Source organism: Anaerobacillus sp. 1_MG-2023 (genome assembly GCF_030547345.1).
GTDB classification, from domain to species: domain Bacteria; phylum Bacillota; class Bacilli; order Bacillales; family Guptibacillaceae; genus Guptibacillus; species Guptibacillus hwajinpoensis_B.
Map to the genome: position 1 here is coordinate 1 of NZ_JAUORD010000005.1, position 24,046 is coordinate 24,046.

The 24,046-nt window shown below is 43.6% G+C and carries 29 protein-coding genes; 2 read left to right on the forward strand and 27 right to left on the reverse strand.

The features are described from left to right. Positions 1 to 199 precede the first annotated feature (199 nt). The 12 genes from Q4550_RS10135 to Q4550_RS10190 form a co-directional block, all read right to left on the reverse strand. Positions 200 to 433, reverse strand: a complete 234-nt coding sequence (locus Q4550_RS10135; RefSeq protein ID WP_098445370.1) for a DUF1146 family protein — start codon at positions 431 to 433, stop codon at positions 200 to 202. Positions 434 to 638: 205 nt separating this feature from the next. After that, on the reverse strand, positions 639 to 2,165 hold the full coding sequence (gene nuoN, locus Q4550_RS10140) for an NADH-quinone oxidoreductase subunit NuoN (protein ID WP_303532363.1): 1,527 nt from the start codon (positions 2,163 to 2,165) through the stop codon (positions 639 to 641). Between the two features lie 3 nt (positions 2,166 to 2,168). Further along, positions 2,169 to 3,668 carry a complex I subunit 4 family protein gene (locus Q4550_RS10145; protein WP_303532366.1) on the reverse strand — a complete coding sequence of 500 codons (1,500 nt, stop codon included), beginning with the start codon at positions 3,666 to 3,668 and terminating at the stop codon, positions 2,169 to 2,171. Then, a complete protein-coding gene (gene nuoL / locus Q4550_RS10150) occupies positions 3,668 to 5,509 on the reverse strand; it encodes an NADH-quinone oxidoreductase subunit L (protein ID WP_303532369.1) in 1,842 nt (613 codons plus the stop codon). Before nuoL ends, Q4550_RS10145 begins: the two co-directional genes overlap by 1 nt. Before the next feature lie 16 nt (positions 5,510 to 5,525). After that, positions 5,526 to 5,840, reverse strand: a complete 315-nt coding sequence (nuoK, locus tag Q4550_RS10155) for an NADH-quinone oxidoreductase subunit NuoK (protein WP_194218400.1) — start codon at positions 5,838 to 5,840, stop codon at positions 5,526 to 5,528. Then, a complete protein-coding gene (locus Q4550_RS10160) occupies positions 5,837 to 6,355 on the reverse strand; it encodes an NADH-quinone oxidoreductase subunit J (protein WP_303532374.1) in 519 nt (172 codons plus the stop codon). The genes nuoK and Q4550_RS10160 overlap by 4 nt, the downstream gene beginning before the upstream one ends. After that, complete coding sequence (nuoI, locus tag Q4550_RS10165; protein WP_194218398.1) at positions 6,352 to 6,771, reverse strand: NADH-quinone oxidoreductase subunit NuoI; 420 nt, start codon at positions 6,769 to 6,771, stop codon at positions 6,352 to 6,354. The genes Q4550_RS10160 and nuoI overlap by 4 nt, the downstream gene beginning before the upstream one ends. A gap of 19 nt (positions 6,772 to 6,790) precedes the next feature. Continuing rightward, positions 6,791 to 7,798, reverse strand: coding sequence for an NADH-quinone oxidoreductase subunit NuoH (gene nuoH / locus Q4550_RS10170; RefSeq protein ID WP_283153347.1), 1,008 nt, complete (start codon positions 7,796 to 7,798; stop codon positions 6,791 to 6,793). Then, the gene (locus Q4550_RS10175) at positions 7,798 to 8,898 is read right to left on the reverse strand and encodes an NADH-quinone oxidoreductase subunit D (RefSeq protein WP_303532380.1); all 1,101 of its coding nucleotides are present in this window, start codon (positions 8,896 to 8,898) and stop codon (positions 7,798 to 7,800) included. The genes nuoH and Q4550_RS10175 overlap by 1 nt, the downstream gene beginning before the upstream one ends. Before the next feature lie 2 nt (positions 8,899 to 8,900). After that, positions 8,901 to 10,028, reverse strand: a complete 1,128-nt coding sequence (locus Q4550_RS10180; RefSeq protein WP_303532384.1) for an NADH-quinone oxidoreductase subunit C — start codon at positions 10,026 to 10,028, stop codon at positions 8,901 to 8,903. After that, on the reverse strand, positions 10,025 to 10,543 hold the full coding sequence (locus tag Q4550_RS10185; RefSeq protein ID WP_194218394.1) for a NuoB/complex I 20 kDa subunit family protein: 519 nt from the start codon (positions 10,541 to 10,543) through the stop codon (positions 10,025 to 10,027). The genes Q4550_RS10180 and Q4550_RS10185 overlap by 4 nt, the downstream gene beginning before the upstream one ends. Beyond that, the gene (locus Q4550_RS10190) at positions 10,534 to 10,911 is read right to left on the reverse strand and encodes an NADH-quinone oxidoreductase subunit A (protein ID WP_226615730.1); all 378 of its coding nucleotides are present in this window, start codon (positions 10,909 to 10,911) and stop codon (positions 10,534 to 10,536) included. Before Q4550_RS10190 ends, Q4550_RS10185 begins: the two co-directional genes overlap by 10 nt. Before the next feature lie 120 nt (positions 10,912 to 11,031). Between Q4550_RS10190 and Q4550_RS10195 the strand changes: the two genes are divergently transcribed. Together Q4550_RS10195 and Q4550_RS10200 are read left to right on the forward strand one after the other, a co-directional pair. Further along, positions 11,032 to 11,505 carry a YbgA family protein gene (locus tag Q4550_RS10195; protein WP_303532391.1) on the forward strand — a complete coding sequence of 158 codons (474 nt, stop codon included), beginning with the start codon at positions 11,032 to 11,034 and terminating at the stop codon, positions 11,503 to 11,505. 103 nt (positions 11,506 to 11,608) lie between these two features. Continuing rightward, positions 11,609 to 12,169 carry a DUF1697 domain-containing protein gene (locus tag Q4550_RS10200; RefSeq protein WP_303532394.1) on the forward strand — a complete coding sequence of 187 codons (561 nt, stop codon included), beginning with the start codon at positions 11,609 to 11,611 and terminating at the stop codon, positions 12,167 to 12,169. Positions 12,170 to 12,226: 57 nt separating this feature from the next. Here Q4550_RS10200 and Q4550_RS10205 read toward each other — a convergent pair whose 3' ends face one another. From Q4550_RS10205 to Q4550_RS10275, 15 genes are all read right to left on the reverse strand, one after another. Further along, complete coding sequence (locus Q4550_RS10205; RefSeq protein WP_303532396.1) at positions 12,227 to 12,628, reverse strand: F0F1 ATP synthase subunit epsilon; 402 nt, start codon at positions 12,626 to 12,628, stop codon at positions 12,227 to 12,229. Between the two features lie 184 nt (positions 12,629 to 12,812). Then, complete coding sequence (gene atpD / locus Q4550_RS10210) at positions 12,813 to 14,222, reverse strand: F0F1 ATP synthase subunit beta (protein WP_194218389.1); 1,410 nt, start codon at positions 14,220 to 14,222, stop codon at positions 12,813 to 12,815. 311 nt (positions 14,223 to 14,533) lie between these two features. Next, positions 14,534 to 15,397: a F0F1 ATP synthase subunit gamma gene (locus Q4550_RS10215; protein ID WP_303532401.1), complete on the reverse strand. Its 864-nt coding sequence runs from the start codon at positions 15,395 to 15,397 to the stop codon at positions 14,534 to 14,536. 49 nt (positions 15,398 to 15,446) lie between these two features. Next, a complete protein-coding gene (atpA, locus tag Q4550_RS10220; RefSeq protein ID WP_303532404.1) occupies positions 15,447 to 16,955 on the reverse strand; it encodes a F0F1 ATP synthase subunit alpha in 1,509 nt (502 codons plus the stop codon). A 19-nt stretch (positions 16,956 to 16,974) separates the two neighbouring features. After that, positions 16,975 to 17,529 (reverse strand): F0F1 ATP synthase subunit delta, encoded by a 555-nt coding sequence (locus Q4550_RS10225; protein WP_303532407.1) that lies wholly within the window; start codon positions 17,527 to 17,529, stop codon positions 16,975 to 16,977. Next, positions 17,526 to 18,035: a F0F1 ATP synthase subunit B gene (gene atpF / locus Q4550_RS10230; RefSeq protein WP_303532410.1), complete on the reverse strand. Its 510-nt coding sequence runs from the start codon at positions 18,033 to 18,035 to the stop codon at positions 17,526 to 17,528. The genes Q4550_RS10225 and atpF overlap by 4 nt, the downstream gene beginning before the upstream one ends. 103 nt (positions 18,036 to 18,138) lie before the next feature. Next, positions 18,139 to 18,351, reverse strand: coding sequence for a F0F1 ATP synthase subunit C (gene atpE / locus Q4550_RS10235; protein WP_048311363.1), 213 nt, complete (start codon positions 18,349 to 18,351; stop codon positions 18,139 to 18,141). A 64-nt stretch (positions 18,352 to 18,415) separates the two neighbouring features. Next, the gene (gene atpB / locus Q4550_RS10240) at positions 18,416 to 19,126 is read right to left on the reverse strand and encodes a F0F1 ATP synthase subunit A (RefSeq protein WP_303532416.1); all 711 of its coding nucleotides are present in this window, start codon (positions 19,124 to 19,126) and stop codon (positions 18,416 to 18,418) included. A 19-nt stretch (positions 19,127 to 19,145) separates the two neighbouring features. Further along, complete coding sequence (locus Q4550_RS10245) at positions 19,146 to 19,514, reverse strand: ATP synthase subunit I (protein ID WP_303532417.1); 369 nt, start codon at positions 19,512 to 19,514, stop codon at positions 19,146 to 19,148. Continuing rightward, the gene (locus tag Q4550_RS10250) at positions 19,515 to 19,745 is read right to left on the reverse strand and encodes an AtpZ/AtpI family protein (protein ID WP_303532825.1); all 231 of its coding nucleotides are present in this window, start codon (positions 19,743 to 19,745) and stop codon (positions 19,515 to 19,517) included. Between the two features lie 377 nt (positions 19,746 to 20,122). After that, on the reverse strand, positions 20,123 to 20,752 hold the full coding sequence (gene upp / locus Q4550_RS10255) for a uracil phosphoribosyltransferase (protein ID WP_303532418.1): 630 nt from the start codon (positions 20,750 to 20,752) through the stop codon (positions 20,123 to 20,125). A 208-nt stretch (positions 20,753 to 20,960) separates the two neighbouring features. Next, on the reverse strand, positions 20,961 to 22,208 hold the full coding sequence (gene glyA, locus Q4550_RS10260) for a serine hydroxymethyltransferase (protein ID WP_194218381.1): 1,248 nt from the start codon (positions 22,206 to 22,208) through the stop codon (positions 20,961 to 20,963). Between the two features lie 137 nt (positions 22,209 to 22,345). Further along, positions 22,346 to 22,918 carry a TIGR01440 family protein gene (locus tag Q4550_RS10265; RefSeq protein ID WP_303532419.1) on the reverse strand — a complete coding sequence of 191 codons (573 nt, stop codon included), beginning with the start codon at positions 22,916 to 22,918 and terminating at the stop codon, positions 22,346 to 22,348. 13 nt (positions 22,919 to 22,931) lie between these two features. Continuing rightward, a complete protein-coding gene (rpiB, locus tag Q4550_RS10270; RefSeq protein ID WP_303532420.1) occupies positions 22,932 to 23,375 on the reverse strand; it encodes a ribose 5-phosphate isomerase B in 444 nt (147 codons plus the stop codon). 2 nt (positions 23,376 to 23,377) lie between these two features. Then, entirely contained in the window at positions 23,378 to 24,007 is a 630-nt protein-coding gene (locus tag Q4550_RS10275) for a low molecular weight protein arginine phosphatase (RefSeq protein ID WP_303532827.1), read from the reverse strand. Positions 24,008 to 24,046: the final 39 nt, after the last annotated feature.

Below are 24,046 nucleotides of genomic sequence, written 5' to 3' on the forward strand. Positions count from 1 at the left end.
ATTGAACACAAAGAACGTGTTCATTCTAAAAGGCTCCAACGCTTGTCGGGTTTAAACGGGCACATTCGCTTTTCATTGTCTAGCTACTGCGCCCAAACCCTCGATCGTTTCACCTTTTAGATTGAACACAAAGAACGTGTTCATTCTAAAAGGCTCCAACGCTTGTCGGGTTTAAACGGGCACATTCGCTTTTCATTTTTCAAAAGAAATATTGTAGACGGAGTGACCAGTTGTAGTAATCTAGGAAGAAACTGCTTGCGAGGGAGCCGATGCTTAGGGTTAGTAAGATCATGAGGACTTTCGCCTGTGGACTGTTCGGTTTTTTAAAGAATACATCGAACCGAACGGTTTGTAGCGCCCACCAGGTGATCATAATGAAAACCAGGTTAATGACAATCGTTAAAATCGATTGTTGCGCCAGTGCTTCTGTCATCTTCTCTACCCCCTATCTGCAAGTGCACCATTCGACAAACGTACATTATTCCATCTAAAAGCCTATTATAAAAGATTTCCACCCAAATGAATACCCTACTTTCCCACTATAAAAGGGATTATTTCATTTCAAAATAAGTCATTTTCGTCATAATCTGGTAGGAATGCACTCATTCATGAAAAAAACAGCAGAATGATCTGCTGTTCTAAGGATTAAAAATCTCTAGAAATTGAAAATGATCATGTATAAAGGTTAACGCAATGGAAGGGAAAACCCCAAGTAAAACGGTTCCAGCTGCCGTTATGGCTAGCACGGTGACGATGCCATTTGATGCCAAAACCGGCCTTTTTGTTTGGGAAGGTCGAAAGTACATTTGAATAAACAGCCCAAAATAATAAACATAGGAAAGCACTGTGCCCGCTAGCATAGCCACCACTAAAAAATATCGCTTCGGTTCGGTTCCAAGGGCACTCATGAAAATCTCGAACTTACCGATGAAACCTGCTGTGAGCGGGATACCAGCGAGAGATAGAAGATAGATGGTCATAGCAATGGTTACATACGGCGCTCGCTGAAATAGTCCTGCAAACGAAGCCACCGTGACCTCCTCATCATTTTCCGTCAAGGCATGGATGACAGCGAAAGCCCCCAGATTCATCAACAGATAAGCGGCGAGATAAAACCACACCGCATCAAAGACTAACTCAGAAAGAGCGGCTAACGGTACAAGAAGATACCCTGCGTGCGCAATGCTGGAATAAGCCAAAAGTCGTTTTGCATTCAGCTGTCTTAGTGCCATCACATTTCCTATAAGAATTGTTAGAACAGCTAATAGAACAAGATAAGGTCGAACCGATACAAGTAGCGTTTCATAGCTGATCCCCTCTGGTGTAATCACTTTTCCCGTACCAGGTGCAAAGACAAACGGTACCATTAGCAGTCTAAGTGTGATTGCGAATCCGGCTATTTTAGAAACAACACTTAGATAAGCTGTAATCGGTGTTTCGGCTCCCTGGTATACATCTGGTGCCCACATATGAAACGGAGCAGCCGTAATTTTAAAGGCTAGACCAACGAATATCATGAGAAAAGCAAAAACGGCAAGATAACGATTTTCCGTCACGACTTCGCTTCCCATTAGCGCTTGAATTTCATATATATTCGTCTCTCCAGTAAGTCCAAATAAATAGCTCATCCCAAACAGCGTAATCGCAGTCGCTATACCGCCATTAACAACATATTTAAACGCCGCTTCATTTGCGAGCTTATCTTTCTTTCGAATTCCCACTAGAACATATGAAGATAGGCTTAATAATTCTAGACCTACAAAAAGCGTAATCAGATCTGCACTCGAAGCCATCATCATACCACCTAGTAAACCCGTTAGAAGAAGGTAGTGGTACTCACCTTTCACTTCGCTTAGATCATTCGTTTTCAAGTCTAGAAGCATAACGAAACCAGTCCCAATTAGCATAAGAAGCTTAAACGCTTTCGCAAAAGAATCCAGTCGATAAGTTTGATTTAGAATCGTGACAACCCCATTATCAAACTGAAAAATAAGAAAGACAATGGCTAGTGCGATGCCGACGATTGCGAGCCAAACGAGAATAGACCTATCTCGCCTTTTATCCATAAAGAGATCGATCAACGAGAGTGCAACTGCTGTTACTAGTATAGTGAATTCTGGCATCATACTGCTCCATTGGTACGCTAGCAACGTATCGATATCCATTCGTTAACCTCCGATCCCGAGTGTACGAGCGATTTGAAGTGTGTTAGATAACACTGCAGGATAGACACCAATCCAAATAATCATACTGAGAAGAATAGCTGATGGAACAAGCTCAACGGCAGATAGATCTCTTTCCTTATCAAACGCAGGGCGTCTTTCACCAAAAGTAACCGCAAGAACGGCGCGAAGCATATAAACCGCTGTTAAAATGAGACCAATCACGCCTATGCTTCCGATTACAGGCATCGTTTCAAATAAGCCTAAAAAAGCTAGAAATTCACTGATGAAACCGCTCATTCCAGGTAATCCAAGTGATGCCAGCCCGGCTGCGAGGAAAAACCCTGCAAAAAGGGGCGTCTGACTTGCGATGCCTCCTAATTCTCCAAGCTTTGTCGTGCGAAAACGGTCGATCAGTACACCAACAAGCAGGAACAGCAGCGCTGCAATAAGACCATGAGAAATTGTTTGGAACACTGCCCCTTGAAGACCCGCAATATTAAATGAAGCAACGCCCAGAATGACGATTCCCATATGCGAAATCGAGGAATAGGCTAGAACAGCGCGAAGTTCTGTTTGAACTAGGGCAATAAAAGCACCATACAGCAAATTAATGACGCCAAGAATAGCTAGAAGAACTGCCGTTTCTTTTAGCTGCTCTGGGAAAAAACCTGCTCCGAAACGTATGAGGCCATATGCACCTATTTTAAGTAATACACCGGCGTGAATCATCACAATGGCGATTGGAGCCTCCACGTGTACTCGTACCATCCACGTATGCAGCGGTACGATTGGAAGCTTTGTACCAAATGCCAGTAACAGCAGGGCAAACAGCCACATTCTAGTGTTTCCAGATATAATTTCATAGGACTCTGTCTCTTGTAAGAGGGAAGTTAGCTCACTAATATTTGTCGTTCTCGTCTCAACAAAGAGAACGATAATGACAATCAACAATAGGATCGAGCCTATCCCGTTGTAAACTAAGAAAGAGAAGGCTGCTTTTTCCCGCTCATATCCGCCCCATTTCCCTACAAGTAGAAACATCGTAACAAGAGTTATTTCAAAGAATAAGAAAAACAAAAACAAGTTTTCGCTTGAAAAAACGCCGAGAATGCCAAGTTCCAGTATCAAAAACAGGATATAAAAGCCTTTCACACCTTCTTGAATGCGAAGGGCTGCAAGTGAGGCGAGAAACGTAATCAATGAAGATAGCATTAGAAAAAGGAGCGATAGCCCTGTGACCCCAAGATCATAAGTCACTGGGTAAGGCTCGTTGGGACTAATCGCAGTCATTAACTCAAACCATTGATGTGTTTCCGCAAATTGAACCCCTGATACTGTTCGATCGTATAAGCTAAATACAAAAATCGTTAACGTTAGTGGTAGCACAGTGCCAAGAATACCAACTGTTTTGATTGATTGATGCTGTGAGGGCATCATAGCAAGAACGATGACACCAAGTAGCGGGGAGAAAATCAAGATCGTTAGCAAGTAAGACTCATCCATTAGAAATACCCCCCAAATACTGCAATTAATAGGAGCACAACCACTAAACCAGAGAATGCTACGGTGCCGTATGTTTGAACCTGACCGGATTGAATTCTTGCTCCTACTTTTCCTAAGTGTTTTACAATTCCCGTTATGCCTTGAGCGACTCCTTCAATAATAAAGCGATCAAAATACAACCAGAAATAACCGATCACGCGGGTTCCTTTTACAAAGGTAGCTTTGTATATTTCGTCGATATAATATTGATGCGTTAACAGCTTATGCACTTCGCTCCCTTCACCTGGAGCCATGCCTTTTCTTACATACATGAACCAGGCGAGTCCAATTCCTGCAATGGCTAACAAACTCGCACTGATCGGAATCCACGATGGTCCTGAATGATGATTGGCTAATATCGGATAAGGACTCGTTTCTAGCCAGTCACCAAGAAACGAACCGAACCATGTTGTCTGAATATACCCTGCAACAATAGCCAAAGCCGAAAGGACAATCATTGGAATCAACATCACCCGAGAAGACTCTTTCGCTTCACGCGAACCTGTGCCAGAAAAGACGAGGAAATAAAGACGAAACATATAAAACGCTGTCAGAAAAGCGGTTACTAAAGTAATCGCAAATAAAATGTAGCGCCCATCCGCATAAGTCGCGACAAGTATCTCATCCTTACTGAAAAAACCTGCAAATAGCGGAAATCCAGAAATGGATAAGCAACCAATTAAGAAGAGAACTGCTGTGATAGGCAGTTTTTTTCGAAGCCCCCCCATTTTATGAATGTTTTGTTCATGGACCGCATGGATCACACTGCCTGCAGCAAGAAAGAGTAAGGCTTTAAAGAACGCATGAGTTGTCAGGTGGAAAATTCCTGCTGTGTAGCCCGCTGCACCAAGGGCAAGCATCATATACCCTAGTTGACTAATGGTTGAGTAGGCAAGTATGCGTTTAATGTCTTTCTGGACAAGGGCGATTGTCGCTGCAAAAATGGCGGTGAATCCACCTGTTATGGCAACGGTTGTCATAGCCGTTTCTGAACTTGCGAAGAGTGGATACATGACAGCAACGAGATAAACACCCGCAGCAACCATTGTCGCTGCATGGATTAAAGCCGAGACTGGGGTTGGACCTTCCATTGCATCAGGAAGCCATGTGTGGAGCGGGAACTGACCAGATTTTCCTATCGCCCCTACGAAAATAAGAATCGCTATGAGCGTGACCATTGAAGGGGCAATATCGCCTGCTTGAGCCGCTTCAAAAATGACATCGAGTTCAAAGCTTCCTGTTTGCCAAAAGAGAAGAAAAATCGCAATAAGCAGACCAATATCTCCAATCCTTGTGACGATAAAAGCTTTTTTTGCAGCTGCCTTTGCTTCTGGTTTATAGAAATAAAAACCTACTAGTAGAAAGGAACAAACACCAACAAGCTCCCAGAAAACATAAAGTTGAAGGAGGTTTGGTGAGAGAACGAGAGCCGTCATTGCAAAAGTGAACAAACCAAGATAACTAAAGAACGTTGCATAGCGCTCGTCATTCGCCATATAACCGATCGAATACATATGTACGAGAAAGCTGACAAGCGTGACGATCACGAGCATCAAAGCATTTAGCGGATTCACTTCAAGGCCCACCGTAATCACCACTAAATCGATGGAGAGCCAGTTGTGTTCTACGAGATAGTTCCCTTGAACGAAATGACTGTAAAGCACGAGAAGGGAACAAATAAAGGCAGCACCAGCGAGAACGGTGCCCACAACTCCAGCCTTTCGATAAAGAATTGGCCTAGTGAATAGAATGATGAGAAACGATAGAAGCGGCAACATTGGTATAAGCCAGACATAGTCCACTTTTATACCCCCTTCGCTACTTTTTGAGTGTATTCATTTCATCTACATTGACGGTAGCCCTGTTCCGATAAAGCGCCATAAGAATGGCAAGACCGACAGCGGCTTCCGCTGCAGCGACTGTAATGGTAAAAAGAGAAAATACCTGACCCCGAATCGAAGCACCTACGCCATATTTTGCAAAAGCTACAAGATTTAAGTTCACTGCATTCAGCATTAACTCGATCGAGATAAGGACAATGACGGCATTCCGCTTCGTTAATGCCCCGTAGAGACCGATACAAAAAAGAATTAGCGCCGTTAATAGAAAAGCCGAAAGCGGGATTGAGCTCATGACTGCTCACCTTCTTTATCATCGGGATCATCTTTCTTTGCAATAATGATCGCTCCGACAAGAGCGACGAGTAGGAGCACAGATACAAGTTCAAATGGAATAACGTAATCTGTGAACAACATCATACCTATTTGCTCCGTATTATTTTCGTGCAAGCTCTCTGCTTGCGGCCCGAGAGAAACAGTACGAATGCCTTTAAAGACGATCAGAAAGAATACGGTGATCCCAGTTAATACGAGCCCTTTCTTTGCCCAGCTTGTTTTCGTTTCTTCTTCAGAATGCTTCGTGAGCATGATGCCAAATAGCATGATGATCGTAATAGCGCCAGAATAAATCAGAACTTGCACAACAGCCACGAATTCTGCTGAAAGCATCACGTAAAGTCCAGCAATGCCGAGAAAAGTTAGCACTAACGCCATCATCATATGAATCACTTTCGTTAAATTAAGCATTAGCAAGCCGCCAGTAATCGTCACAAGAAATAGGAAAAGAAAGACGAACAGCTCTCCGGTCATACTTTATTTTCCTTTCGAAGGTTCGTGTCATTTTCATCGAGCCATTCTAAATTCTTAAAAAGATCATCCCGGCTATATTCGGCAAGCTCGAAATTATTCGTCATAATGATCGCTTCGGTCGGGCATACCTCTGTGCAAAGGTCACAAAGAATGCAAATTTCGAAGTTAATATCATACGTGTCGATGATTTTTCCTTTCTTGCTTGGGTCTGGATGCTTCTTACCTGATAAGGTGATGCAGTCAGTTGGACATATGGCGACGCATTGATTACAGACAATACACTTTTCAGGATAAAACTTCTGAATGCCACGAAATCGATCTGGTAAGGCTAGTGGCTGATCCGGATAGTTATAGGTTACTTTCTCTTTCGTCATATTTTTGAGGGTGTAAGCTAAACCTTTCGCAAGTCCTCGCATGTTGTGCTTCCTCCCTTATCTAGAATGAACGTATGATTTCAATGACAACGGTCGTTAGAAATATGTTCAATAGTGCGAGTGGCAATAGCACCTTCCAGCCAAAGGACATGAGCTGATCCGCTCTTAGTCGAGGGAATGTACCGCGAATCCAGATCATCACGAAGACGACTAGGATAAATTTCAGTGCAAACCAGACTGGTCCTGGAATAAAGGATAAGTAAGGAATCGCCTGCCAGCCGCCAAGAAATAGAATCGTCGTTAGCGAAGCCATAGCGAATAAATATACGTATTCTGCAAGCATGAAGAACGCCCAGCGGAAGCCAGAATATTCTACATGATATCCGGCTACGAGCTCGGATTCCGCCTCAGGTAAATCAAACGGCGTACGGTTCAATTCAGCAACAGAAGCGATTAGAAAAATCACAAAGGCGAGCGGTTGCTTAAAAAGAAATGCCACGCTCTCCTGCTCGGCAATAATCGTGTTTAAATTAAGCGATCCTGTCAAAAGCACGATGCCGATCACACTCATGACAAGTGGAATTTCGTAGGAAATCATTTGAGCCGCCGAGCGCATGCTACCAAGAAGAGCGTACTTATTGTTTGATGCCCAGCCCCCTGCCAGGATTCCGATCGTAGAAATGCCAGAAATCGCAATATAATAAAGCAAACCAACGCCAATGTTCGCAAACGAAACTCGTTCTGTTAATGGAAGGGCGACAATCACAATAAAGGCTGGGGCAAACGCGACAACCGGTGCAATGATAAACAATGGACGATCTGCGTCTCTTGGGATGGTATCTTCTTTAAGTAAAAGCTTCAGCACATCCGCTACCGTTTGCAGTAAACCGAACCTTCCCCCTACTCTGTTTGGACCATGGCGGAGCTGCATGAAGCCAAGTACTTTTCGCTCTGCCAAAATAGCGTACGTTACAAAACCGAGTACGACCATCAACATCGCAGCACCTACGAGGAAAAATCCAAGTGTCTGCCAGTAGCTCGGTGTAGATCCAAGCATGTTGTTAATCATTACCCATCCACCTCCCCGAGCACAATATCAATGCCCCCGAGGATCGCAATCAAGTTCGAGATGTTTTCCCCTTCTAACAACTCAGGGAGTATTTGTAAGTTATAAAAGGAGGGACGGCGGAACTTTAGGCGATAAGGTTCTTTCTTTCCTTTTGATGCGATGTAGCAACCGATTTCGCCACGTGGTGATTCAATTCGAACGTAAGTCTCTCCTGCAGGCGGTTTAATAATCCGCGGTACTTTTGCCATAACAGGTCCTTCAGATGGGATTTGCTCTACCGCTTGTTCTACAATCTTCAACGCTTCTTCGATCTCAGCCATGCGACAATGGTAGCGCGCTAGCGCATCGCCTTCACGGAAGACTGGAACATCAAATTCAAATCGGTTATAAAGCGAATACGGTTCGTTTTTTCTAAGGTCCCATTTCACACCGGTACACCGCAGGTTTGCCCCACTCAAGGAATACGAAAGTGCTTTTTGTTTCGAATAAGCACCTACTCCTTTGATTCTTGCCATAAAAATTTCATTCCCCGTTACAAGATCGTGATAGCCAGCAAGCTGTTCTCTCATATAAGGAACAAAAGCACGAACTTTATCAAGCCATCCATCTGGCGCATCCCACTTCACTCCGCCTACACGCATATAATTAAAGGTAAGACGACCACCTGAAATTTCGGTTAATAGGTTAATGATGACTTCTCTCTCTCTGAATGCATATAGAAATGGGCTCATCGCACCAATATCGAGAAGGTATGTTCCGAACCAAACGAGATGACTCGCTACTCGTCCAAGCTCCATGACAATAATGCGAAGATAATCTGCCCGCTCTGGAAGCTCCATTGCCATCATCGTCTCAACGGCATGACAGAGGATGTAATTATTCGTCATCGCAGCCAAATAGTCCATCCGGTCGGTATATGGGATGATCTGCGTATATTGGAGGTTCTCCGCAATTTTTTCTGTCCCCCTGTGCAGATAACCAATCACCGGCTTAGCTTCCTTAATGATTTCTCCATCAATTTTGAGAACAATGCGAAAGACACCATGAGTGCTCGGATGCTGAGGTCCTACATTCAAAAGCATTTCCTCTGTCCGTATCATTGCTACACCTCCACATCATACGGCTCATAATCTTTTCGAAGGGGATGCCCCACCCAGTCATCAGGCATCATAATTCGTGTTAAATTGGGATGTCCTTTAAACACGATGCCTAGTAAATCAAATCCCTCACGCTCAGGCCAGTCCGCTCCCAGCCAGAGGGACGTAAGAGAATCTATAACTGGTTCATCTCGATCTACCTTCACCTTGAGCGCTACGCTCTGACTGTTCTGATAGGAATAGAGATGATTGTAAATTTCCATATGCGATTCAAAATCTGTTCCATGTGTTTCTGAAAGATAGTCAAAAGCGAGAAGCTCATTGTGTTTAAGAAATTGGGCGAGCTTCAAGTACGTGTGTTTTTTAGCAACGAGCGTCGGAACGTCTTTTGCAAGGCGATTAATATAAGCGTCTTCTAAAAGATCGTCACCAAGATTTTGTTGAATGATGTGAAGATAGCGTTCAAGGACAGGTTGATTCGGTGAAGGGGTCTCTTCTACAGGCTCTTCGTTTTCTTCAGATGCTTTTGCTTTCGTCTTTGCAGCCGCCTTTGCTTTTGCGGCCGCTACCGCTTTCGCTTTCTCATCTGAAATATCAGACGCTCCATCCTTTTTCTGCTTTTTAAGCGCTGCAGCTTTGGCCTTTGCAGCCGCTACTGCTTTCTTTTTTGCTAGATCATCGTCTCCACCTTTATTTATTGCTTCATTCTGCTGCATTTCTTTTTGCTTTTTGATGGCCGCCGCTTTCGCCTTCGCGGCTGCTACTGCTTTCTTTTTTGCTAGAACAGCGTCTCCATCTTCGCTAGTTGTTTCATCCTTCTTCAATTCTTTTTGCTTCTTGAGAGCCGCTGCTTTGGCTTTTGCTGCTGCGACAGCTTTCTTTTTCGCTAACGCTAGGTCGTCTGACTCTTCACTCACTGATTCATTTTTTTCCAGTTCTTTTTGCTTCTTAAGGGCAGCGGCTTTGGCCTTTGCAGCAGCCACTGCTTTTTTCTTCTGAAGCTCTAGGTCGTCTGCAGGTTTCTCAGCTTCAGCAGCCTGCTTTTGTCGTAACTCAGCAGCTTTCCGTTTTGCCTCTTCAACCGCTATCCGCTTTTCTTCTGCTAGCTCTTCAGGTGTTTTGCCATCTGTCATCGATTGGTCACCCGCTTTCCGGTTCGAGCTTCATAGCGAATTTTTTCCTGTAATTTATTAATTCCATAGATAAGTGCTGCTGGATTAGGTGGACATCCAGGTATATATACGTCGACAGGTACAATTTGATCGACCCCTTTGACGACCGCGTAGGAATGAATATAAGGGCCACCAGCTGTGGCACACGAACCCATGGCGATAACCCATTTAGGTTCAGGCATTTGGTCATAGAGACGCTTTAGCACAGGAGCCATTTTCTTCGTTACGGTTCCTGATACAATCATGACATCAGACTGTCTTGGCGATGTTCGAAAAAATGTTCCAAAGCGATCAAGGTCGTAATGGGAGGCCCCTGAACCCATCATTTCAATTGCACAGCATGCGAGACCAAATGTAAGCGGCCATAGTGAATTGCTTCTTGCCCAGGCCTTTACATTTTCAAGCGTTGCCAGGAACACATTCTGCTTCATTTCTTCATATTCTTCCGGTGTAATATTCTCTAGGTTTATATCCATTTCAGCACCTTCTTTTTCCATGCGTATAGTAAGCCAATTAAGAGCATGACAATAAAGATCATCATTTCGATGAACGCAAAGAAACCAAGCTTTTGATAAGCAACCGCCCACGGATATAAGAAAACAGTTTCGACATCAAATATCACAAAAAGCAGTCCGAATAAATAATAGCGAACGTTATACTGGATCCAGCTTTGGTGAAACGGCTCTATGCCGCTTTCATAGGTTGTTTGTTTCTCAGGTGTTGGTTTTGAAGGACGAAGGAATCTTCCTGCTGTTAGGGCAACAGCTGGAAGGAGAAGGCCAAGGAAAAGAAACATCATTACGAAGAGATAACTATTTTGGTACACGTTAAGCGATTCACCCATTCAGGTCTCTCCTCTCATCGTGCTGTAAAGTTGCTAGTCTTGTATACTAATTCAACATCCCAACTCTTATTCTTGCTTTTATTCGTAAGTTTTTTTAAAATTTCGAACAGAGGTGGTCGTATGCCAGACAAAAGAATCAGAACGCTTACAGAGAAGCTGTGGGCAAAAAACAAATATACCGTGATGGCAAAGGGATATGAACATTATCAAAAGGTAGGAGAAGCCTTAAAAAACGCTCAGTCTCTTGAAGAGCTAGTTGATGTTTATGATCTCATCAGTGAAAGCTTAACTCTCCCCTTTACTAAAAAAGGTATGCGGACAACACTCCAACATATGTGGGGCTATTTCAAAAAACAGGCAACAAGTGAGGAAAAAGAAGATTTTTTTATAAAGTTGAATCTACGAATCACACCATCATCGCCCCTAACCGATCAAGACATTGAAAGCATTCGTAGCCATCTTGCCGTATTACTTAAAAAGTACCCATCCGATTACTTGTTACAAAGCAGCTTTGTGCAAACGAGCAGGAAGTGGAATGAAGTATATGATCAAAAACAACTAAAAACAATTTCTAGAATTGATTATTCTGAATGAAATAATTGAAATTGTGGAGGATTATCGCTTTAGCACATCGTAATTAAATCATGACTAGTTTCAAATCAGAGGCATATCAAAGTGAATAAAGGGTGGGACAAGAATGACGAGCTATATTGGATTACTAAGAGGGGTTAACGTTGGTGGAAAAAACAAACTAAAGATGGCTGAGTTACGAAATGCTCTGACAAAGGAAGGCTTTCTACATGTGAAAACGTATATACAAAGTGGAAATGTCTTTTTTGATTCAGAAGAATCGGAAGAAGGTTCAAGGAGAAGAGTGGAACAAATCATCAGCACCGAGTTCGGATTGAAAGTGCCTGTATTAATAAGATCTGCAACAGAGTGGCAAAGCATGATCGAGAGTTGTCCGTTTCACGAGGAACAAATTGCAAAAGCGCAAGAAAAGGCTGTTGGAGAAAGCCTTTATGTAGCTATGTTAGCGGAACCACTCCGGACAGATGCTAAAGAAAAACTTGTTTCATATGCTTCTGAGAAAGAAGAATGTGAGCTGATCGGAAGAGACGTTTTCCTTCTGTTTCATGATAGTATTCGAAATTCAAAGCTTGCGACCTACTTAACTCGAGTCAATGAGTATGCAACAATTCGAAATTGGAAAACCATTAATAAGATAGCTGACATGCTCCCTCATGATGTAACTTAACACCTATATTTCCGCGCAAAAAAGCACCAGAGGAACTTCTCCTCTGGTGCTTCATCATTATTTACCTGCCAAATCCAGACGGTTGATTGCACGCTTAAGCGCTAGCTCAGCACGTTTGAAATCAACATTATCCTGCTTCGCTTGATTTAAGCGTTCTTCTGCTCGTTCCTTCGCAGCACGTGCACGTTCCACGTCAATATCGGAAGGTAGCTCTGCAGACTCAGCAAGGATCGTTACCTGCTTTGGTCTTACTTCAACAAACCCACCGCTAACGGCCAGTAATAGTGTATCCGCTCCATTTTTGAAACGAACCGCATTAATTGTAAGAGGGGCAACAAGCGGAATGTGTCCTGGTAAAATACCGAGCTCACCGCTCTTTGCTTTTACGCTGACTAGTTCAGCTTCCCCTTCGTATACCGGGCCGTCAGGGGTGACTACACTGACTTTCAATGTATTCATTGTACCCCTCCCTGGGTGTGGTGATGGTAATTTAGAAAAGCGTAAGCGCCTTGGTCATCCCCGACAAGCTTAAGGCGAGCATCAATGTGGCGGTCTTTGCCACAATGATGATTGACTTAAGACCTCGAGGGGGTAGGCGCTGGAGCTAGACATCGACAGCGTTGGCAGTCGCCTCCGCTTTTCATTATGCCATTTGCTTAGCTTTTTCCACTACTTCTTCAATTGTTCCTACAAGACGGAATGCGTCCTCTGGAATATCATCGTGTTTACCATCAAGGATTTCTTTGAATCCTTTGATCGTTTCTTTAACTGGTACGTAAGAGCCTTTTTGTCCAGTAAACTGTTCAGCTACGTGGAAGTTCTGAGAAAGGAAGAACTGAATGCGACGAGCGCGAGAAACAGTAAGCTTATCTTCGTCAGAAAGCTCATCCATACCAAGGATAGCGATGATATCTTGAAGTTCTTTGTAGCGCTGAAGTGTTTGTTGCACTTCACGCGCAGTATTATAGTGCTCGTCCCCAACGATTTCCGGAGAAAGCGCACGGGAAGTAGAAGCAAGTGGATCCACCGCAGGGTAGATACCTTGCTCAGAAAGTTTACGTTCAAGGTTAGTTGTTGCATCAAGGTGAGCAAACGTCGTTGCCGGAGCCGGGTCAGTATAGTCATCGGCTGGTACGTAGATTGCCTGAATTGAAGTAACAGAACCTTTGTTAGTTGAAGTAATACGCTCTTGAAGTTGACCCATCTCAGTAGCAAGTGTAGGCTGGTAACCTACTGCTGATGGCATACGTCCAAGCAATGCCGATACTTCTGAACCAGCTTGTGTAAAGCGGTAGATGTTATCGATAAAGAGAAGAACGTCTTGTCCTTGCTCATCACGGAAGTACTCTGCCATTGTAAGACCAGAAAGGGCAACACGCATACGTGCACCTGGTGGTTCGTTCATCTGACCGAATACCATTGCTGTTTTCTTAATAACACCAGAATCAGTCATCTCGTAGTAAAGGTCATTACCTTCACGCGTACGTTCACCAACACCTGCGAATACCGAGATACCGCCGTGCTCTTGGGCGATGTTGTTGATCAGTTCCTGGATAAGTACCGTTTTACCTACACCGGCACCACCAAATAGACCGATCTTACCACCTTTAACGTATGGTGCAAGAAGATCTACTACTTTGATTCCTGTTTCAAGAATATCAGTAGTTGTTGAAAGTTCATCAAATACTGGTGCTAGACGATGAATCGGATCGCGGCGAACTTCGCCAAGTTCTTCATTAAGGTCAATTTTCTCACCTAGTACGTTAAATACACGTCCTAGTGTAATATCCCCAACTGGAACGGAGATTGGTGCACCTGTATCTAGAGCATCAACTCCACGTACAAGACCGTCTGTTGAACCCATTGCTACGGTACGAACAGAGTTATCGCCAAGGTGAAGCGCGACTTCAAGCGTCAATTCGATGCTCTCTTCGGCACCGGTTTGAGCGATATAGTTAACTTTAAGGGCGTTGTAGATTTCTGGAAGCTTTCCGCTCTCAAACTTAACGTCTACAACCGGACCCATAACCTGGGTAATGTATCCCTTGTTCATCCTGTTCCCTCCTAACTTGCTTTAAGCTGCCTTTGAAAGTAAGTCTTTCAAATAGCATTTATGGTTTATCGTAGTATTGTCCAGCTACACGAGCCAAATCCTCCGGCTGTTTCACCCATTCGATTGAGACATAAACCGTCTCATTCTCATGGCTTCCAACAACCTGCGGATTTAAACGGGCTCGTTCCGCTTTTCGTCTGTCCAGCTACAGTGGCCAGGCCCTCGAGTCGCTTCACCTTTTCGATTGAACACAAAGTGCGTGTTCATTCCAAAAGCCTCCAGCGCTTGTCGGGCCTAAACGGCCACTTCCGCTATTCTAACGCTGCCGCTCCACTTACAATCTCAGTAAGTTCCTGAGTGATTGAAGCCTGACGAGCACGGTTGTAAGAAAGTGTAAGGTCGCCGATAAGATCGTCCGCATTGTCTGTCGCACTTCTCATCGCTGTCATACGAGATGCATGCTCTGCTGCTTTCGCATCGAGAAGCGCTCCGTAGATCAAGCTTTCAGCATATTGAGGAAGGAGGATCTCTAGAATTTCTTCTTCTGATGGCTCATACTCGTAGCTTGCGAGTGATTTGCCTCCACCTGTCTCAATTTCGGTTAACGGAAGAAGTTTTCTCTCCGTTAAATCTTGCTGAATGGCACTTACATAGTGGTTGTAATAAAGATAAAGCTCATCGAAAGCTCCGTCTTCAAACATACCGACTGTTCGAGACGCAATGTCTTTAATGTCTGCAAAAGCAGGCTGATCAGAAAGACCAACGATACTTTCGACAACAGGCATTCCGCGCTTTTTAAAGAAGGAAAGTCCCACTTTACCAGCTACGATAATCGCGTACTCATCAGTTGAGTTGTGACGCTCATTAATTGTTCTATACACATGACGTAGTACCGAGCTATTGTATGCCCCAGCAAGTCCACGGTCGGATGTGATTACCACATAGCCCGTTTTCTTCACTTCACGGCTTTCTAACATCGGATGACTTCCGCCGCTCGATCCATTTGCAATGCTTCCAACAACTTCTTGAATTTTCTCCATGTATGGAACGAATGACTTGGCATTCATTTCAGCACGGTTCAATTTCGCAGCCGAAACCATCTGCATTGCTTTTGTAATCTGCTTTGTTTTCTTCGTCGACGTAATTCTCGACTTAATATCGCGTAAAGATGCCATTCATTTCACCACCTTTTAAGCTGGCCGCGGCGATTCCGCCGCATCCCTCTTATTCAGATACTGCGAAGCTCTTTTTGAATTCTTCGATTGCACCGTTGAATTCTTTTTCATCAGGAAGAGCTTTTGTTTCACGAATTGTATTGAAAATATCTTTCTTATTGTGTTCGATCCATGTCATCATTTCAGTTTCAAAACGCGTAATATCGTTAACCGGGATATCGTCAAGGAATCCACGAGTTAGAGCGTAAAGAATCGCAACCTGCTTCTCAACAGCAAGTGGCTTGTTTAACCCCTGCTTAAGAACTTCAACCGTACGAGCACCGCGGTTCAGCTTCGCTTGTGTTGCTTTATCAAGATCAGATCCGAACTGAGCAAATGCTTCTAGCTCACGGTATGATGCAAGGTCAAGACGCAGTGTACCGGCAACTTTCTTCATCGCTTTAATCTGAGCGGAACCACCTACACGGGATACAGAAAGACCGGCGTTAACCGCTGGACGTACACCTGAGAAGAAGAGATCAGATTGAAGGAAGATCTGTCCATCTGTGATGGAGATTACGTTAGTTGGGATATAAGCTGATACGTCACCAGCTTGTGTTTCGATAAACGGAAGGGCAGTTAGTGAACCTGCTCCTTTTGCATCACTAAGCTTCGCTGCACGCTCAAGAAGACGTGAGTGAAGATAGAATACATCCCCTGGATATGCTTCACGACCTGGAGGACGACGAAGTAGTAGGGAAAGTTCACGGTAAGCAGAAGCCTGCTTTGTTAAGTCATCGTATACAACAAGAACGTGCTTGCCGTTATACATGAATTCTTCACCCATTGTTACACCAGCATATGGTGCAAGGAAAAGAAGTGGAGAAGGCTGAGATGCGCCTGCCGTTACAACGATTGTGTAATCAAGGGCACCCTGCTTACGAAGCGTTTCAACAACGCCACGCACCGTAGATTCTTTCTGACCAATTGCAACGTAGATACAGATCATATCTTCGTCTTTTTGGTTTAGGATTGTATCGATTGCAATCGAAGTCTTACCAGTCTGACGGTCACCGATGATTAGCTCACGCTGTCCGCGTCCGATTGGAATAAGTGAGTCAATTGCTTTGATTCCTGTTTGAAGTGGCTCATGTACTGATTTACGATCCATAACCCCTGGTGCTGGGCTTTCGATCGGACGAGTTTTTGTTGTACCTAGTGGGCCCTGTCCATCAACAGGTTGTCCAAGAGGGTTTACAACACGGCCAAGAAGTTCTTCACCGACTGGAACTTCCATGATGCGTCCAGTACGACGTACTTCATCGCCTTCACGAATTTCAGTGTATGGTCCAAGGATAATGATACCAACGTTACTCTCCTCTAGGTTCTGAGCCATACCCATAACACCGTTTGAAAATTCAACAAGCTCTCCTGCCATCACGTTATCGAGACCGTGGGCACGAGCAATACCATCACCAATTTGGATAACGGTACCAACATCATCAACTTTAATATCAGTTTGATAATTTGCGATTTGTTGCTTGATCAGCGCACTGATTTCTTCAGCATTGATGCTCATGCATATTCACCCCTATCTTCTAGCTCTTCGCTGAAACTAATTCTCGTTCCATGCGTTTAAGTTTTCCGCTAATGCTACCGTCAAAGATGCGATTGCCAATACGTACTTTAATACCACCGATTAAAGTAGGGTCGATCACATTCTCAATCAGAAGCGTTGTTTTGCCTACTTGTTTCGCAAATACTGCAGAGACCTTCATCTGCTCCTCTTCCGTTAGAGGCTTCACAGAATAAACTTTCGCTACTGCTGTTTGTTTTTGTTCATAAGCGAGTGTTTCATATTGATCAACAAGTTCGAAAACGATTGCTGTACGTTTACGTTCGATCAGTGTAAGAAGCAAATTCATCACATGAGTGGAAAGGGACGACCCAAAACTAGTCTGAATCATGTTCTTCTTCTCAGCTGTTGTGAATTTTGGATGCTTCAACACATTCATTAAATCTGGCGTTTGATGAAAGACATCTTTAACAACAGTTAGCTCATTCTTGATTTGCTCGACGTTATCGTTCTCACGAGCGATGTCAAAAAGAGCACCGGCATAACGTTTTGCGATTACTGCATGTTCTCTACTCATTTCTGATCGCCTGCCTGGTCAAGATACTCATCGATCAGCTGTTTTTGTGCACGCTCATCGAGTTCTTTCTCAACAACTTTTGAAGCAATCATGACAGATAAAGAAGCTACCTGTTCACGTAGAGAGGCAACTGCATTTTCACGTTCACGCTTGATTTCAGCAGTAGCCGCTTCTTTCAAACGCTCGGATTCAAGACGAGCCGCTTCAATCATTTCCTGACCTTGTTGGTCAGCCATTTGTTTTTGATTCTCAAGTATAGCTTTCGCTTCCTGACGAACACGCTTCATTTCATCGCGCTGCTCACTCAAGAATGCTTCAGCTTCTTTACGGTTCTTCTCAGCTGAGTCGATTTCGTTCGCAATGTGCTGCTCACGTTCTTTCATGATGCCCATGAGCGGACCCCATGCAAACTTCTTAAGTAGTGCAAGAAGAACAATAAATGCGACAAGTTGGAAAAGAATATCGCCTGCAGCAAATCCTGCTCCTAGAATTAAACTATTGAACACCGTGTTCACTCCCTTCAGAGGTCATACAAAACGAATGGCGAAGGTTTCATTTCGAAACTTTCTCCGCCATCATGAAACAAATCTGTATCTTTATCTAATTGAATTATTGACCCATTACGATAAATGCAATAACGACGGCAATAATTGGAAGTGCCTCAACTAGTGCAATACCGATAAACATTGTTGTTTGAAGCGTACCACGAAGTTCTGGCTGACGAGCAATTCCCTCAACTGTACTCTTTACGATAAGACCGTTACCAATACCGGCACCTACTGCCGCTAAACCTACTGCAATTGCAGCTGCTAATAAACCCATGCTAAATTTCCTCCTTATAATTCATAAATATTTTTATATAATAAAAACTCATTGATACCTTGTTTTAATGGTCGTCTGCCACTTTATGCGCCATGTAGACCATTGTTAGCATTGTAAAGATAAACGCTTGAATTGTACCGACAAAAATACTGAATCCTTGCCATAAGAGCATAGGAAGAAAGGCTCCAAGCGCTCCAGCAATTCCTGCGCCACCGAGTCCCGCGAGAAGTCCAAGCAGAATTTCACCAGCGTAGATATTACCATAAAGACGAAGGCCAAGCGTCAAGGTGTTCGAGAATTCTTCAATAATTTTGAAAGGAAATAGGAATTTCAACGGACTAACAAATCCTCTTCCATACTCCTTCGCACCTTTCATCTTAATACCGTAATAATGTGTTAACACCACGACCATCGTTGCTAAAGTTAGCGTGATTGTCGGATCTGCAGTTGGAGACTTCCACCAAAGCTCCGAATCGATTGCAATGGCAAATGGTAGCCCAAGCATATTCGATACAAAAATATACATGAGTAACGTCATCCCTAGAAACAAGAAACGTCCCCCGGTCTTCCAATCCATCGTTGAACCAATAAGACCTTTTACAAAATCCATTACCCACTCAATGAAGTTCTGCAATCCCGTAGGGCGCATCGCTAAAGAGCGCGTTGTTACTACTGCAAGAATGAATACAATGGCAGAAGCAATAGTGATCATCAAAATATTAGATAGATTGAACGTCATTCCTAAAAAATCAGTTGTAGGTGCATGATGTTCCAACAGCTTTTCACCTCTCTTCCTACTTAATGCGTATTTTGGATATTGAATCTATGAGAATGATAATGTAGGTGGTCATTAACCCAATTACCACACCTAGCAAATTAAAATACTCTGGATACCTTAATGCAACCAGTACGCTGAGTCCAGCAACAGCCTGTCTTGTTAACAAACCAAGTGATCTAGCCTTTGTCCCTTTTACTGTAGCTTCACCAAGACGATCGATTTTACGGAACATGTTGAATAGGTTGTAAATACTGAAAATGGTGCCAAGAATTAACCCGAGGAATAATGCTTTATATGAGGTAATCCCCCAACCCATCACGAAAATGGCGAGCAAATACAGGGTGAATTGCATGTAGCGGCGAAAACTTTGAGTGTATTCTGTCATCTAATCTTCCCCTGTAAACTTATGTAGAAGACGAACCAATCCATAAATCCCTCCGCCCAAACCAAGCAGGAGGCCAATGATAAGAAAAAGTGGAAAGGTGTCGAATAGGCTATCCATCCATCTGCCTAGGAATATCCCCGTTAGGATTGATCCAACTAGATAAGATAAGATTGTTGTATAGAGTGCCATCGCCTTCAAATCAAGCGCCCCTTTGCTATAAAGGTGAGTCATTGAAAAGCATAATTTGAGCAAATGAAAACCTTATCACTATACCCTTTGTAAGTCTACAATAGGGTGTACTTGATGTCAATGCGTTTAGGGGAAATGGTGTGATCAAATTCACAAATAGAAAAAAACTCAAAAAACCCAGTAATACCAAGGATAGTAACGCTTACACTAGCAGAGATGTGTTATTTAGACGAAACAGGGAATCATTTCCTATTAAATACAGCGGAATTTGTCACTTTTTTTTCACATTTGTCGGCATCCGCACATTATTTCACCGAATCATTGAACCATTATTGACCAATTACACTTTCCTCTTAAATCGTATTTCCTTACTTCTAATCAAAAACCCCTTCCGATTAGGGAAGGGGTTTTTGAATTCTTTATTTCGTTCCGTATAGGCGGTCTCCTGCATCACCAAGACCTGGAACAATGTATCCTTTTTCGTTTAGTTTCTCATCAAGACCAGCAATGTAAATATCAACGTCAGGGTGAGCTTCGTTCAGAAGTTCCACGCCTTCAGGTGCTGCGATCAGACACATCATTTTGATGTTTTTAGCTCCGCGCTTTTTAATGGAGTTGATGGCTTCAACAGCTGAACCGCCTGTTGCAAGCATTGGGTCGATCACGATAAATTCGCGCTCTTCAATGTCAGCAGGAAGTTTCACGTAGTATTCTACAGGCTGAAGCGTTTCAGGGTCGCGATATAGCCCTACGTGTCCAACTTTTGCAGCTGGGATTAGTTTCAGAATGCCGTCTGTCATGCCAAGACCGGCTCTTAGAATTGGAACAAGTCCAAGCTTCTTACCAGAGAGAACTTTTGATTTCGCTTCTGTTACAGGTGTTTTCACCATCACTTCTTCAGTCGGAAGTTCTCTTGTAATTTCATAAGCCATAAGTGCTGCCACTTCGTCTACAAGTTCACGGAACTCCTTCGTTCCTGTTTTCTCATCACGAATGTATGTAAGCTTATGCTGAATCAACGGATGATCGAACACGTATACTTTACCCATCGTATGCACTCCCCTTTTCGTTTTGGTTTCGTTCCTAAATCTTCTTCGCAATTCTACATAAAAACGCGGTTTGATTCAAGGCTTTATAAGATGATGAAATATTCACGCTCTTCCTATTAAATTAGCAAGACTCTATCTTGATGTCGATTAGTCGTTTTTCTCTATAAAAACGCCGGAAGTTCATAGGCTCCCGGCGTGTACATCGATATTAGTAGGAAATACTTTCGTACATTGGAAATTTATCCGTAAGTTCCTGAACACGTTTCTCTGCTTTTTGAAGCTCGTCTTCGTTCTCATGATGCTTCAATACGTCACCAATAATACTAGCGATTTCTTCCATCTCTGCTTCACCAAAGCCGCGTGAGGTAACAGCTGCTGTTCCAATACGGAGACCACTCGTTACGAAAGGACTTTGTGGATCAAAAGGAATCGTATTCTTGTTTGTTGTAATCCCGATATCATCAAGTGCTTTTTCAGCTACTTTCCCTGTCATATCAAGACTCTGTAGATCTAGAAGAACAAGGTGATTATCGGTACCATTAGAAACAAGATTAATCCCCTCTTTTTCAAGTGCTGAAGCGAGTTTCTTCGCATTCGCAATCACTTTTTCGGAGTAAGTTTTAAACTCTTCAGAAAGTGCTTCACCAAATGCTACGGCTTTCGCTGCAATCACATGCATCAACGGACCGCCTTGAATTCCTGGGAAAATAGACTTATCAATTTTCTTCGCGAATTCTTCTTTACAAAGAATCATTCCTCCACGAGGTCCACGAAGGGTTTTATGTGTTGTTGTTGTAACGAAATGAGCATGTGGTACAGGGTTTGGATGATGACCTGTCGCCACAAGACCAGCGATATGAGCCATGTCGACCATAAGGTAAGCATCCACTTCATCCGCAATTTCACGGAAACGTTTGAAATCAATTTCGCGTGGATAAGCACTTGCACCTGCTACAATTAATTTCGGACGATGGGTTTTGGCTTTCTCAAGAACGTCATCATAGTCAATACGCTGTGATTCTTTATCTACACCATACTCGACGAAGTTATATTGCACCCCACTGAAATTAACTGGGCTTCCGTGTGTAAGATGGCCACCATGAGAAAGGTTCATTCCGAGAACAGTATCTCCCTGCTCAAGAATCGTGAAATAAACGGCCATGTTCGCCTGTGCTCCTGAGTGAGGTTGAACATTCACATGCTCCGCGCCAAAAAGCTGCTTCGCACGGTCTCTTGCAATATTTTCAGCGACATCGACATATTCACAGCCACCATAGTAACGACGACCTGGATAGCCTTCCGCGTACTTGTTCGTTAGTACTGATCCTTGCGCCTCCATAACGGCTTCTGATACAAAATTCTCTGATGCGATAAGTTCAATCTTGCTGCGCTGTCTACCAAGCTCGTCTTTCATTGCCTGTAAAAGTTCTTGATCCTGCTTTGCTAGGTTTTGCATTGATATCCCCTTTCCATCCCACACATATTTCCATTCGTCAACACGAACAGTTGTGATGCAATCTCGATTGCATTGTACCACAGAAGTTTGGATCCGTATATTACTTAAACGAACTAATTTATCGTTCGGTTTTGAGGCTAAAAGCAATGCTCATTTTTCCCAAGATATGAGGCGCGTTCTCCCCCAATGAGCTTTGGTCTTGAGCGAACCATTGTTACATGAGCCTCACCTATTGACGTGTGCCTACCTCGAACTGGTACTGCCACATGCCTGATGTGCATACCAATAAACGTATCGCCAATATCGATTCCCGCATCCGCTGAAATAAACTCAACGAGAACTGGATCATTCATTTGAGCATAAGCATGCGTCGCCATCGAACCGCCTGCTCTCGCAGTCGGGATAGCCGCTACAATTTCATACCCCTTGTCAAAAGCCGTTTCTCGCTCAATGACAAGCGCTCGATTTAAATGCTCACAACATTGAAAAGCAAGCTGAACACCTGTTTCTTTTTGAAACACATCAATACTTTCATAAATAGCCTCCGCTGCCGAAACGGTCCCAGCAGTCCCAATACGCTGACCGATCACTTCGCTAGAGCTCATCCCAATAACGAGCAAGTGACGATCTGTCAGACGGGCATCTTTCTGAAGGTCCGAGAGCGCTTCAAGCGTATGCCGAGTAATTTGACGCGCTGTTTGTTCATCCACAGGTAACGCCCCCTTATTCTTTTACTTCGTATTCTGTAATTTTGCCGACTCTCCTAGCATGGCGTCCTGCTTCATAGTCGGTTTCCAGCCAGACCTTGGCAATCTCCACGGCAAGGCCAGGGCCAATGATACGTTCGCCCATCGCAAGAACATTGGAATCGTTGTGTAGTCTAGTCGCTTTCGCACTAAAAAGATCATGTACGAGCGCACATCGGATACCATTGACTTTATTTGCTGCAATCGACATTCCAATCCCTGTTCCGCAAATTAATACACCGCGATCCGCTTCTCCTGAAGCTACTTTTTCTGCAACAGGAATTGCATAATCGGGGTAGTCCACGGAATCGTGACAATCACACCCAAGATCGATGACCTCCATACCAAGCTCCTGAATTACTTTGATGATGTCACCCTTAATATTAACACCCGCATGATCTGCACCTATGGCTACTTTCATTCTTACCCCTCCATGTCTTCTTGACGGATCCGTTCCATCATTTGCTCAATCGCTGTCTCAATTTCTGTATAAGTTGTTCGATACTGTTCTATTGTACCGCCAAATGGATCGGATATATCCATTGAAGGCAAACCTTCTTCAAGCGCTTGCAATTCTCCAAGATCTTTTTTCATTTCCGCTTCGAATTGATTGCGCTTCTGCTGTTCATCTTCTCCTGTAACGTTTTGGATCTCATGTTGAAAAGCCGCTCGCTTCATTTCAATCTCAGCCGCTTTCTCTTGATAAGAATCGTATTTCTTCTCATCTTCTGTTGCTGCATATTCTTTTAATGTATAAACCTTATCAGCTAGCTCTGGAAAATCACGAAGTACAAGTGCTTTGTGACTACTAGTCATCGTAAGAAGGAGATCGCTCCATTCTGCTAACTGTCGATCTAGCATTTTTGCCGTATGGGCAAATGGAACCTCTTTCTCTTCTAGAAGAATTTCAACCTGACGACTCGCAGGAGCACCGTTCGCTGCAAAAACACCTGCTGATTTCGCTTCAACTTCTTTGCTTTTATTTTTTAGAATCACTTCCGCCATTGGACTGCGGCATGTGTTACCTGTGCATACAAATAAAACTCTCAACATGTCCACTTCCCTTCTCCTCCTATTATGAGAGATGAAGGG